The organism is Ewingella allii, assembly GCF_044430645.1.
Taxonomy (GTDB): domain Bacteria; phylum Pseudomonadota; class Gammaproteobacteria; order Enterobacterales; family Enterobacteriaceae; genus Ewingella; species Ewingella allii.
The window spans coordinates 1,028,330-1,040,829 of record NZ_JAWUDN010000001.1; the positions used below are offsets into that span (position 1 = coordinate 1,028,330).

General features: G+C 56.0%; 9 protein-coding genes. 5 read left to right on the forward strand and 4 right to left on the reverse strand.

Features of this window, described 5'->3' with window-relative positions:
* Positions 1–79 precede the first annotated feature (79 nt).
* The 3 genes from SBO83_RS04975 to SBO83_RS04985 all read left to right on the forward strand — a co-directional run bounded on the left by SBO83_RS04975 (position 80) and on the right by SBO83_RS04985 (position 3,021).
* A complete protein-coding gene (locus SBO83_RS04975; RefSeq protein ID WP_396130652.1) occupies positions 80–1,015 on the forward strand; it encodes a LysR substrate-binding domain-containing protein in 936 nt (311 codons plus the stop codon).
* 44 nt (positions 1,016–1,059) lie between these two features.
* Positions 1,060–2,043, forward strand: coding sequence for a zinc transporter ZntB (gene zntB, locus SBO83_RS04980; protein ID WP_353502108.1), 984 nt, complete (start codon positions 1,060–1,062; stop codon positions 2,041–2,043).
* A 294-nt stretch (positions 2,044–2,337) separates the two neighbouring features.
* Positions 2,338–3,021 (forward strand): hypothetical protein, encoded by a 684-nt coding sequence (locus tag SBO83_RS04985; RefSeq protein ID WP_396130654.1) that lies wholly within the window; start codon positions 2,338–2,340, stop codon positions 3,019–3,021.
* Positions 3,022–3,094: 73 nt separating this feature from the next.
* Here SBO83_RS04985 and ttcA read toward each other — a convergent pair whose 3' ends face one another.
* Both ttcA and SBO83_RS04995 read right to left on the reverse strand, forming a co-directional pair.
* Complete coding sequence (gene ttcA / locus SBO83_RS04990; RefSeq protein WP_396130655.1) at positions 3,095–4,030, reverse strand: tRNA 2-thiocytidine(32) synthetase TtcA; 936 nt, start codon at positions 4,028–4,030, stop codon at positions 3,095–3,097.
* A 428-nt stretch (positions 4,031–4,458) separates the two neighbouring features.
* Entirely contained in the window at positions 4,459–6,966 is a 2,508-nt protein-coding gene (locus tag SBO83_RS04995; RefSeq protein ID WP_396130656.1) for a heavy metal translocating P-type ATPase, read from the reverse strand.
* Positions 6,967–7,758: 792 nt separating this feature from the next.
* Here SBO83_RS04995 and SBO83_RS05000 point away from each other — a divergent pair.
* Positions 7,759–8,583, forward strand: coding sequence for a CPBP family glutamic-type intramembrane protease (locus SBO83_RS05000; protein ID WP_396130657.1), 825 nt, complete (start codon positions 7,759–7,761; stop codon positions 8,581–8,583).
* A 60-nt stretch (positions 8,584–8,643) separates the two neighbouring features.
* Here the strand turns inward: SBO83_RS05000 and SBO83_RS05005 are convergent, their stop codons facing one another.
* Positions 8,644–8,874, reverse strand: coding sequence for a hypothetical protein (locus SBO83_RS05005; protein WP_396130658.1), 231 nt, complete (start codon positions 8,872–8,874; stop codon positions 8,644–8,646).
* A 217-nt stretch (positions 8,875–9,091) separates the two neighbouring features.
* Positions 9,092–10,876: a sodium:solute symporter family transporter gene (locus SBO83_RS05010; protein WP_353502102.1), complete on the reverse strand. Its 1,785-nt coding sequence runs from the start codon at positions 10,874–10,876 to the stop codon at positions 9,092–9,094.
* Between the two features lie 283 nt (positions 10,877–11,159).
* Here SBO83_RS05010 and SBO83_RS05015 point away from each other — a divergent pair, with 283 nt between their 5' ends.
* Positions 11,160–12,500: an alginate lyase family protein gene (locus SBO83_RS05015; protein ID WP_396130659.1), complete on the forward strand. Its 1,341-nt coding sequence runs from the start codon at positions 11,160–11,162 to the stop codon at positions 12,498–12,500.

The following is a 12,500-nucleotide window of genomic DNA, read 5'->3' on the forward strand; positions in this document are numbered from 1 at the left end:
TGATCGGCATTCTTAATGATTAGAAAGGCAAGTGGTAGCCAGCTAACAGGTAAAACTGTTATACACTTAACGTATGAACATGATGAATTCTTCCGGAACAGACCGTATAGACCTGATGCGAACTTTTGTTCGTATCGTCGAGAGTGGAAACTTATCCGCCGCGGCCTTACAGCTTAATACCAGCCAACCCACGGTGAGCCGCCGGTTGCAGACGCTGGAGCGCATGCTCGGGGTGACGTTAATCCTGCGCAGCACCCACGCCATGAAACTCACCGACGATGGCGAACGCTGCTACGAGCAGGCCAAACAGCTGCTTGAGCGCTGGGCGGCGCTGGAGGACGAACTGCGGGTGGGCGACGCCGAGCCGGTGGGCAGGCTGCGGGTGCGCGCTCCTCATGCGTTTGGACAAAACCAGCTGATTGAGCCTCTGACTCGCTATCTGCAACGCTATCCGCACGTCACCGTTGACTGGATCCTGAATGACACCCGACCAGATTTCATCGCCGAGGACGTTGATTGTGTTATTCAGGTGGGGCATGACAATGATCCTGCGACCATCAAAGTGCTGTTGGCGGAAATCCCGCGCATTGTGGTAGCCGCGCCGTCGCTGCTGGAGAAGCATCCGGTGAGCCAGCTCGAGGAGTTGGCTCAGGCACCTTGGGTGGCCTTGAGCCTGTTTTACCGCAATGAAGTGGTGCTGCGCCACGGCGCGGACGGCTCGATGCATCATCTGAATATCCGGCCGAGAATGGCGACAGATAGCCTCAACGCCTTGCGCATGTCGGCGCTTTCGGGGCTGGGCGTGGCGATGGTGTCGTCGTGGATTGTGGCCGACGATTTGGCCTGCGGCGATCTGGTGCATGTCCTGCCGGAGTGGGAAGCCGTGGCGCTGCCGGTGTATCTGGTTTATCCCTATTCCAGCTACTATCCCGCCAGGCTGCGCACTTTCATCGCCATGATCCGTGAGGTGGTGCCAAAGTTTGCAGAAATAGCCATCCCCAGCGGCGAGCGCTAGAATTAGAAGCATAAAAGTCAATAAAGACAACAGCGAGGAATGTCGTGGAAGTGATTAAGGGTAAAGAACTCCAGGTTTCTGATGCGGTGTACGCCTACCAGCTCGACGGCAAAGGCGGTGTAAGTGAAATCAATACCCAATGCGTCGCCAGTGACCAACAGCCTTGCTGGCTACATCTGGATTACACGCTCCCGGCCAGCGAACAGTGGATTAACAGCACGCCCGTCCTGCCTGATAACGTGCGTGAAGCGCTGGCGGGGGAAAGCATTCGCCCGAAAGTGGTGCGCATGGGCGAGGGGACGCTGATCACCCTGCGCGGCATCAATCTTAACGCCAATTCCAGACCCGACCAGCTGGTGACCATTCGCGTTTACCTCACTGACAAAATGATTGTCTCCACTCGCCATCGCAAAATCTTGTCCATGGATGAGCTGATTAACGACATGCAGCACGGCACGGGGCCGACCGACACCGGCAGCTGGCTGGTGGAGATGTGCGATGCGATGACCGATCACACCAGTGATTTCATTGAAGATCTGCATGACAAAATTATCGATATCGAAGATGACCTGATGGACCAGCAGGTGCCAGAGCGCGGGCAGATGGCACTCTTGCGTAAACAGCTGATTGTGCTGCGCCGCTACATGTCTCCGCAGCGCGACGTTTTCGCTCGGTTAGCCAGTGAGCGCCTGCCGTGGATGAATGACGACGAGCGCCGCCGCATGCAGGAGATTGCCGACCGTCTGGGGCGCGGATTGGACGATTTAGACGCCAATATCGCCCGTACCGCCGTGCTGGCGGATGAAATTGGCTCACTGATGGCCGACGCGCTGAACCGCCGTACCTACACCATGTCGATGCTGGCGATGGTGTTTCTGCCTACAACTTTCCTCACCGGGCTGTTTGGGGTCAACCTCGGCGGCATTCCGGGTAATACCTCGCCTTACGGCTTCGGCATCTTCTGCCTGTCGCTGCTGATTCTGGTACTTGGCGTGGCCTGGTGGCTGAAGAAGAGTAAGTGGTTATAGCGGGAAGTGACTGAAAAAAGACAAAAAAAAGCCGGTCATAAGACCGGCGCTGTTCGAATTAAAGTGTACTCGCTTAATTCTAAAATAAGTAAATAAGACAATATGGAGCACAACGCCCATCGCTTGACGTTGCATTCACCTGCGAAATAGATACTGAACCTGTTGAGCGGGCCTTATGTTGATTTCGCTCAACCTTTTGGGGATTTTTGCCAGCGTTTGACGATTTGTTAGCCGGACGGTGGGTTATGCGACGCCTGTCGTGCAAGAAAAACGATTACTGTGCAGGAAAATACCATGCAGTCGAAGGATGCTATTCATCAGGCATATGAGAAGGTCACTAATAACTCGCTGGCATTGTGGGAAACCTCGGCTGGCCGCGGCACCCCCATCGAGACCCCTTTTTACCATCCGACCAGGCTGGCGGTGTCCAGCGGCAACCGGCCGCATCTGTGTGATTCACTGTTAGAGCTGCTGATGGCGCTCAATCAGGTGGCGCAGAGTGACCCGCTGGTGGACGTCAATCCGCCGCAGGGGGTGCATTTTAGCTTCTTCCCCATCACCCGCGATATTTACGATAGCCCGCAAGAGGTCGAGAACATTGAGCAGCTACAGGCGATTTTCACCCGGTGCTGTGCCGACCACGTGATGCATATCAGCCAACTGCGGCTGGTGGCGCTGCCCAATCAGATTCTGCTGGCGGGCATCCCGGATGAGAAAAGCCTGCGAGTGCGCCAGCGTCTGGCCGATGTTTTGCTGGACTCCCCGTGGCGCGAGAAGGTTAGGGCGCGTTATCCCTCTGGCGATATCCCGCAGCTGTTTTGGCACAGTACCCTGATGCGCTACAGCGCCGACGTGGTGTCGCCGGAGATCCGCGAAGCCTTTAAACGCTTCCAGCACCTGGATTTTGGCCAAGTCCAGCTTCCAGTGCGGCTGGTGCTGTGCAGCTATAACTGGCAGCGGCTGTTCACGCTGGCCTAGCGGCAGCGATAAAAAAGCCCGCATCAATATGAGGCGGGCGAATTCGCGTTACAGCTATTTTTATGGCTTCGAATTATTTAATTTCCAGCACCTGCAGGCGCTCCATCGGCGCAGCATTGTCATCTTCTTCCGGCTGCCAGCCAACCGGCTGCATCGGAATATCTTCACGGTCAAAGGCTAAATCTCCGCCATCCACCACGGCGTCACCATGCTTAATGCTTTTAAAATCAAACAGGCTGGTGTCGTTAAGGTGGGAGGGCACCACGTTTTGCATCGCGCTGAACATGGTTTCGATACGGCCCGGATACTTCTTGTCCCAGTCTTTGAGCATGTCGCCAATCACCTGACGTTGCAGGTTCGGCTGCGATCCGCACAGGTTACAAGGGATGATTGGGTACTCGCGCGCAATGGCAAAACGCTCAATATCCTTTTCGCGGCAGTAGGCCAGCGGGCGAATAACAATGTGCTTGCCGTCGTCGCTCATCAGTTTTGGCGGCATACCTTTCAGTTTACCGCCGTAGAACATGTTGAGGAACAAGGTCTGCAAGATGTCATCGCGGTGGTGGCCCAGGGCAATCTTGGTACAGCCCAGCTCGGTGGCGGTGCGATACAAAATACCGCGACGCAGACGCGAGCAGAGTGAGCAGGTGGTTTTGCCCTCTGGGATCTTATCTTTAACGATGGAGTAGGTGTCTTCGGTGACAATCTTATATTCCACACCCTGCTGCTCAAGGTACTCAGGCAGAATGTGCGCCGGGAAGCCCGGTTGTTTCTGGTCGAGGTTCACCGCGATCAGTTCAAAATTCACCGGCGCGCTCTGCTGCAAATTGCGCAGAATATCCAGCATGGTGTAGCTGTCCTTGCCGCCGGACAGGCAAACCATAATGCGATCGCCTTCCTCAATCATGCCGAAATCCGCAATCGCCTTACCGACATCGCGGCGCAGACGCTTTTGCAGCTTGTTGAGGTTGTACTGTTCTTTCTTGTTGGCAGTTGCGTTATCTAACATTTTATTTTGTGACCGATTCGTTCATGGGCAGTACAGGCCAAACGCCTATCCCGCGAGATTCTGGTTATGCATCACGCATAAGTGTGCCGCGTATAATACGGATTACCTCGACGAATGTCAGCGCGTTTTGTAGCAGCAGGGCCCAAGAGCGGGAGCGGGGCGGGATTTTGTCTCCGTGCTTAAAGGGCTATCCACATCAATCTTAGGGGCAAATCCTTGCAGCGGCTTACACAAGCCATCCCCGAAAGTTATTAGATATTTAGCTAACTCTTATCTGTTAATAGTTAATGTAAATCCCTGGGTTAGGTTGGGATGAGTGCTCGGGAGTTTATGCGCACGCTGCGCATCCAGTTGGATAACGATTTGAAAAGTATGGAACAGGCTTCCCCAACAAAGTAGGGCGAAGCCTTTTTTAGTGCTGAATTGCCTTACTGCGCGTCCTTCGAGCTTTCCACTGCCATCGGCGCGCGGAAGCTTTTCAAACGTAACGCGTTGCCGAGCACAAACACGCTGGAAAGCGCCATCGCGGCGGCGGCAAAGATAGGCGATAACAGGGTGCCGTTGAATGGGTAGAGCGCGCCTGCCGCGACCGGAATCAGCACCACGTTATAGGCAAATGCCCAGAACAGGTTCTGCTTAATGTTGCGAATGGTGGCCTGACTGAGCGCGATAGCATTCGGCACGCCGCGCAGGTCGCCGGACATCAACACCACGTCGGCCGCCTCGATGGCGACGTCGGTGCCGGTGCCAATTGCCAGACCGACGTCGGCCTCGGCCAGCGCCGGGGCGTCATTGATACCATCGCCGACAAAGGCCACGCGCGCGCCGCCGGTGCGGAATTGCTTCAGGGCGGCGACTTTGCCGTCCGGCAGGACTTCGGCAGCCACTTCATCAATCCCCAGTTGTTTGGCAATGGCCGCTGCCGTTGCCGCATTATCCCCGGTGATCATCGCCACTTTCAGACCCAGCGCGTGCAGAGCTTTTATGGCCTCCGGGGTGCTCTCCTTGATAGGGTCGGCGACGGCGATAACTGCCGCCAAACGGCCATCAATGGCGGCATACAGCGGGCTTTTCCCCTGTTCGCCTAGGCGCGTTGCGGTGGACTGGAAGCCCGCCACGTCGAGCCCCAGTTGGGTCATAAACCGGTCGGCTCCGACCGAAATGGTGCGGCCATCTACTTTGGCGGAGACACCAAAGCCCGGCGTCGCCTCGAAGCTCTCTATGGCGGCAAGTTTGATATCACGCTGCTTGGCGGCGGCGACGATAGCCTCGGCGATAGGGTGCTCGGAGCGCGTTTCCACGGCGGCGACCAGTGACAGAACTTCGTCATACTCAAAACCTGCGGCTGGCTCGAGGTCGGTCAGCTCAGGGCGGCCTTTGGTCAGGGTGCCGGTTTTGTCGAGGGCGATCACGCTCACGTCGCGCAATGCCTGTAAGGCTTCCCCTTTGCGGAACAGCACGCCCAGTTCGGCGGCCCGGCCGGTGCCGACCATGATGGAGGTCGGCGTTGCCAATCCCATGGCGCAAGGGCAGGCGATGATCAGCACCGCCACGGCGTTAACCAGCGCGAAGGTCAGGGCAGGCGTCGGGCCGAGGAACAGCCAGAGCAGGAAGGTGACCAGCGCCGCCGCCATGACAGCCGGAACGAACCACATGGTGACTTTATCGACCAGCGCCTGGATCGGCAGTTTCGAGCCTTGAGCTTCCTCTACCAGACGAATAATTTGCGCCAGCACGGTGTTGGAACCGACCTTGGTGACGCGGAAACTAAAGGCACCCGTTTTGTTAATTGTGCCGCCAACCACCTCGGCTCCGGCATTTTTCGAGACCGGTACGGGCTCGCCGGTGATCATGCTTTCATCTACGTAGGAGGAGCCTTCCACCACTTCGCCATCGACCGGGATCTTCTCGCCGGGACGCACCAGCACGATATCGCCGGTGGTGACCCGATCGAGAGGGATTTCGAGGGTTTCGCCCTGACGCTCGACGCGTGCCGTTTTGGCCTGCAGGCCAACTAAACGTTTAATCGCTTGTGAAGTGCGGCCCTTGGCGCGGGCCTCTAGCGTGCGGCCAAGCAGGATCAGCGTGACGATCACCGTGGCGGCTTCGAAATAGACGTTCGCCGTGCCCTGCGGCAGAATTTGTGGCACAAAGGTCGCAATCACCGAGTAGCCGTAAGCCGCCGCCGTCCCCACCGAAACCAGCGAGTTCATATCAGGGCCAGCGCGCAACAGCGCCGGGATCCCTTTGCGAAAGAAGCGCAGGCCGGGGCCAAACAGCACCAGCGTGGCGAGTACAAACTGCAGATACCAGCTGTTCTGCTCGCCAATAGTGGTCATCACCCAGTGATGCATTGGCGGGATCAGGTGCGACCCCATCTCAAGGATAAATACCGGCAGGGTGAGCACGAAGGCAATCAGCAGCGAACGACGCAGCGACTTGGCCTCGTTTTCCCGGCGTTCGCTGTCCTGGTCAGCCGAATCGGCCGTTTTCTCCGATAAGCGATGGGATTTATAACCCGCCTGTTCGACGGCATTTTCAAGGTCGCGGATGGTCACCACGCCCGCCAGATGACGTACCTGCGCGCGTTCGGTCGCCAGATTGACACTCGCTTCCAGCACTCCCGGCAGTTTGCGGAAAGCCTTTTCCACCCGACCGACGCAGGACGCGCAGGTCATCTCTTCGATAGCCAGTTCGGTGATTTCTTCGCGAACCTCATACCCCGCATTTTCAATCGCTTTAATCGCCGCCTGCGGGTCAGCCTGTTCGCTGAAGGTAATATCGGCACGTTCATTGGCAAGATTTACTGCCGCAGTCTCCACGCCGGGCACGGCTTTTAACGCCCGCTCAACGCGGCCAACGCAGGAGGCGCAGGTCATCCCTTCGACCGGCAAACTCAGACGCGTGGATAGGGTGGAGCTAGATGGAAGAGCCATGATGTTACTCCTTGAACATGATGTGTTGCAGGAAGCTTAGACCTTCCAGTCAGGGGAAGGTCAAGAGTTTGTTTTGAGCTGTCGCCCAAACCGACCTCAAAGGTCAAGACCGTGGGCTCGCCGCCCACACGGGCCCAAAGGGTTTTAAACGAAACCCTTTGGAATCCTGCGTTTTTGGTTGTTGGAGGATCGAGGCTTCGCAGGGTCGGAATGGACATGTTTCAGGCACCTTTGTGATCGTCGCGAAGTGCCGCCGCTTAGGCGGTTCCCGAATTTCAGGCTTCGAGCCTATGGTCTCGAACCATTCATTCGGCGTCACTTCTGAACGCGACCTACTGGCATTTCAACCGTGCCGTTTCAGATTTTTTGTTTGTTTTTGCTTTGCTCCTCCCTCTTGTCAGGGGGAGGAGCCGAATAGAACTTCACTGAAACGGCACGGTTTAAATGCCTCAAAACCGCAGTCAAAAATGGCGCTGAGCGAATGGTTCGAGACCTATGGCTCGAAGCCTGAAGCGAAGGTACCGCCTAAGCGGCGACATTTTGCGGTGGATAACGGAAGTAACTGAAACACGTCCACCCCACGAGCGGAGCGCGCAGTATAGAGCCGGGGATTCTCAAGGGGCGCGGCGATAGGCGCCCCTTGAGGCCGGTGTGGCGGCAGCGCACGGTTTTCCCTTTCTTTTCAATTTGAAATCAAAGAAAACTTTTTTAAACATCTCGCCCAATTCCCCGAGTCCCCTCCCTAATGCTATGTTTCGTCGCGATTTTCTAAAACATAATTAAGGGAAGCATATGTGGTTCTTACTGGCTGCATCATTACTCGTACTCCAATTTAATAAAAAACTGTCCGTTGCCCTGCTGGTGGTGACTGCCGCTATTGGGGCAGTCACCCATGTTCTTGACTGGCGCGCGCTGGCGTTTTTGGTCGTGCTGGCGGTGATTGCCGGGGTTTACTGTAAATTCAACGGCAGGGCGCTGCGCACTGGGCTGGAGATTTTACTGGTGATGGTCTCGGTAGGGCTGATGCTGCACCTGATCCCCGGATTCCATAACCTCAAAGTGCTGGATGGCGTTAAAGCCGGGCCGGAAAGCGCGCCGTTCTCGATGTATTACAACCTCGACAAAGCGCTGGTGCCTTTCGTATTGCTTATCTGCCTGAAGTCGCTATTCACCGCCCCGGCCCATTCGCAGGCCAAGCCTTGGCAGTGGCTGGCGTTGGTGGTGGCGGTACCCGCGCTGTTAATGGTGGCGGTGGCGATGGGTGGGTTGAAGGTGGAACTTCACCATCCGGCGTGGTTGTTCCAGTTCGTGTTGGCGAATATCTTCTTCGTTTCGCTGGCGGAAGAGGCGTTATTCCGCGGCTATATTCAGCAGCGTTTAGCGTCGGTAATGCATCCGGTGCTGGCATTGGTGATCGCCTCGCTGCTCTTTGGTGCCTTGCATTTCGCGGGTGGGGCTTTGTTAGTGATTTTTGCCACTCTGGCCGGGCTGATTTACGGCTTGGCGTGGATGTGGAGTGGAAAACTGTGGGTGGCGGTGCTGTTCCACGTTGGGTTGAACCTGTGCCAACTGCTGTTCTTTACCTATCCGGTACTGCAACACGTCAAAGCGGCATAAAAGCAAAAGCCTCTGTTTCAACAGAGGCTTTATTGCACTACTTGCTTCTACTGATAAGGCTTAGCGACCGAACAGGCCACTGAAGAAACCTTTCACCATAGAAGTCGTGGTCTGAGCCACGTTGTAGGTCAGGTTCTGGGTGCAGTTGATTACGTCGTTAACCATTTTGCCAGCGTCGTGTCCAACATCATAACCTGGGTTATCGTTACCCGCGGTCAGTGCACCTTTCAAAGCATCAAACAGGAATCCGCCTTGTACTGATTCCATTTCTTGAGTTGTCAGTTGTTTCATTATCTTTTCCTTGATAAGGCTGATGGGCTAATAAGGTTAGGGCAGCGCCATCAGCGTTCATGTAGTTGCCCCGGTGACGAAATTTAAATAAGTGATCGGTTAAATACTACTGAAGTATTTATTTAACGCCGTATGTCATTTGTCTGTATTGACATGAAAACCATATTAAATGTATGTCTTTATGACATAATCCTCTGGCAGCGAATTTGTACTCAGATCACCTTTGCGACGCCGAAAGTCGTTGTCTGGCCGCTAGCGCCGCGCCGCGTTCTGCACTGCGATGCAACACCCAGCCAAAAATCAAAATGCTCAGGGCGCATAAGAGGAATAAGCCCCGGCCCCACAGCGGGTTAGGCACCAGCACCATCAGCAGCAGCCCAGCCCCCATGTACATGGAAATCTTACCAATCTTGTCTCGTTGTAGGCGGTCAAACTCGTCTTGCTCATCATCGGCATACACTGGACGCTGCATGTCGCGGAAGAAGGCGTCGCGAATGGCCGAGCGTTCGCTGGTTTGCTCCCGATAGAACAGGGTGGTCAGGCAGAAGAAGCCGCCGGTGAACAGCAGATGGGAGAAGATATTCCACATGATGGCGATATCCAGCATCTCGCGGTTGGTGAAAGTTAACCCGAGCAGTTTCACCAGATCTGGCGCGGTAAACACGTTCGCCACCACGTAAGACACGAGCAGGCCGAACAGCACCGTGGCCCAGCCCGCCCAGTCAGGGGTTTTGCGAATAAATACCCCAAGAAACAGCGGCACGACGATCGGCGCCTGCATCAGCGTGCCGACTTTCATCATCAAATCAAACAGGCTGACGGTCTGCATGGTGTGCATGTATTGCGCCACCAGAATGACCAACACGCCGTTGACCACGCAGGCCGCCTGGCCCACGCGCAGCTGGTATTTATCGCTGCGCTCGCTGTGGCGGTTGACGATAGGCGTCCAGAAGCTGCGCACGAAAATCCCCGAATTGCGATTCAGCGCGCAGTCCATTGACGACATCGTCGCGGCGAACAGCCCCGCCATCAGCAGCCCGACGGTGCCCAACGGCATGGCGCGCTCGGCGAAAATCAAATACACCGCGTCAGTGGCGTTTTTGCCCAATTCTGGGTGAGCCGTGGCGGCGTCGGGATAAAGCACCGCCACGGCCCACGGCGGAATAAACCAAATCAGCGTGCCGATAAACATCAGCACCAGCGCAAACAGCGCGGCTTTTTTGGCATTAAAACTGTCTTTGGCATTAAGAAATCGGTAGGAATCTTGCAGGTTATTAATGCTTTGCACGTTTTTGATGAAGAAGAACAGGAAGCAGGCCACCAGCAGCGTGATGTAGTGCGGCCCCACGTCCGGCCCGGTGAAGAATCCCGAGGGAAACTCAGTGACTAAATTGACCGGCCCACCCACTTTGATTAAGGCCACCACGGCGCAGGCGATGGAGATAATCGCCACCACCAGCGTCTGCACAAAGTCACTGGCGACCACGCCCCAGGCGCCGCTCAGCAGGGAGATCACCAGCACCACCAGCCCGGTAACCCACAGCGTCAGGGTGACATCATGGTGGAACACCGCGCTGGCAAACACTGCCAGGCTGTTTAGCCACACCCCGGCGCTTAGGATGCTTAGCGGGATGATCATCCAAGTGAAGAACTGCTCATTGCCTTTGCCGAAGCGATGATTGATCGCCTCGGTGGCGGTATCGACGCGCAGTTGGCGAAAACGGGTGGCGAACCACCACCATGCCACCAGATAACCAAACACGTTACCGGCGAACACGCTGACCACGTTGAACCCGTAGCGATAGGCCTGCCCGGCGGCGCCGGTGAAGGTCCAGGCGCTAAACTGAATCATGAAGGCCGTCGCGCCGACCATCCACCACAGCATACGGCCGCCGCCGCGAAAGTAGTGGCTGGACGAGCCGGAGGCCATCTTCTTGAACGCGTAACTGATCGCAATCATTAACACGAAGTAACCGATCATCACTAGAACGTTAATATCCATCGTCGTTAATCTCTTCGGTGTTGGGTGAGTGTTTGTCGAGAAGCTGCTTTTGGTTATCTTTTGCGCATGCTCAGTGAGCAATAGTAGGAGAGGGATTTGAAATTAAAAGTCGGACAAATAAGAAAGGCGGTATTTGTTGCTAAGTTGTGAAGAGTGTCACTTTGTCAGCCTTTTATCGCATTAATGAAGTGAAAAGGCGGAACGAAACGTGGCAAATTCGAAAATAGTCTGCTTTATTTGTATTACTAAAAGAAAGGTAGACCAGCGCGAACAAGGGAAGGACATGACATTATTCAGCTCCATTTTTCGGCCATCTGCCCGACTGGCGGTGGCTATTAGCCTTGGGTTTAGCGGATCGCTATTAGCGGCTGAATCGGCATTTTTACAACCCGCGCAGTTGGCCGTGGTGAAACAGCAGCTGGCGCAACATCAGGCGGCGCAGCAGACCCAAGAGGCTTACCGCCAACTGCTCGCGGCGGCTGACAAGGCGCTGGAGAGGCCGAACCTCAGCGTGACGGACAAAGGTATGACGCCACCGAGCGGCTCCAAGCATGACTATCTCAGCCTGAGCGCCTACTGGTGGGCGGACAGCAGCAAGCCGGACGGCCTGCCGTGGGTACGCAAAGACGGCAAGGTGAATCCGGCCAGTAAAAATGACCAGAGCGACGGCGTGCGCCTGGCCGACTTTACCGCGCGAGTGCAGAACCTGACGCTGGCGTGGTACTTCTCCGGCGAGCAGAAATATGCCGATAAGGCCGCCAGTCTGCTAAGGACGTGGTTCATCAATCCAGAAACTCGCATGAACCCGAACCTGAATTTTGCCCAAGGCGTGCCGGGGATTGCGGCGGGTCGTAACGCGGGCGTGCTCGACGGGCGCTACTTCTCGACCCGAATTGTCGACTCGCTGGTGCTGCTTGACGGCAACGCAGCGTGGAAAAAGCCAGACCAGGAGGCGATGCGCCAGTGGATGTCCGAATATCTCGACTGGCTGCAAACCAACAAGCTGGCGCTCAAAGAGAGCCGTACCAAGAACAACCACGGCAACTGGTATGCCACGCAGGTAGCGGGCATCGCCTGGTATCTTGACCAGCCCGAGGTGGTGAAAAAGATGGTCAAGCTAATGAAGAGTAAGCTCGACGTGCAACTGATGCCTGACGGTACCCAGCCCGCCGAACTTGCCCGCACGCGCTCCTTCCATTACAGCTATTTTGATCTGCAGGCCATTAGCCTGATGGCGGTGCTGGCGCAGAAAGAGGGCATTGACCTGTGGCATTACCAGACACCGAGGGGAGGCGGTATTCTCAAGTCGCTGGATTTCATGGCGAAATATACCGACGACGGCCAGCCGTGGCCTTACAAATCCCTCGACCGGATCAGCGTGCGCCCGGTGACTTTGCTCTCCTGGGCGGACAACGCCACCGGCCAGCCGCGTTATCAGCAGCAGATCCGCAGCGCCAGTTTCACCTTGCCCGCTGCCGCCAAGTCGCAGAAATCGGGCTATCACGAGGATGTGTCTCGTGGTGCGATCCTTGAGGCGCAGCGCGAAATCTGGCTATTGACGCTGCCGACCTGGGCCAAGGGCTTTGTTGCGCCGACGCCCGCCTTAAAGTCTTCAGAAGGATAA

Excerpts from the sequence above, each read along its gene's own strand:
- SBO83_RS04975 (WP_396130652.1), top strand. The coding sequence starts at position 80 with ATGATGAATTCTTCCGGAACAGACCGTATAGACCTGATGCGAACTTTT.
- SBO83_RS04985 (WP_396130654.1), top strand. The coding sequence starts at position 2,338 with ATGCAGTCGAAGGATGCTATTCATCAGGCATATGAGAAGGTCACTAAT.
- ttcA (WP_396130655.1), bottom strand. The coding sequence starts at position 4,030 with ATGTTAGATAACGCAACTGCCAACAAGAAAGAACAGTACAACCTCAAC.
- SBO83_RS04995 (WP_396130656.1), bottom strand. The coding sequence starts at position 6,966 with ATGGCTCTTCCATCTAGCTCCACCCTATCCACGCGTCTGAGTTTGCCG.
- SBO83_RS05000 (WP_396130657.1), top strand. The coding sequence starts at position 7,759 with ATGTGGTTCTTACTGGCTGCATCATTACTCGTACTCCAATTTAATAAA.
- SBO83_RS05005 (WP_396130658.1), bottom strand. The coding sequence starts at position 8,874 with ATGAAACAACTGACAACTCAAGAAATGGAATCAGTACAAGGCGGATTC.
- SBO83_RS05010 (WP_353502102.1), bottom strand. The coding sequence starts at position 10,876 with ATGGATATTAACGTTCTAGTGATGATCGGTTACTTCGTGTTAATGATT.
- SBO83_RS05015 (WP_396130659.1), top strand. The coding sequence starts at position 11,160 with ATGACATTATTCAGCTCCATTTTTCGGCCATCTGCCCGACTGGCGGTG.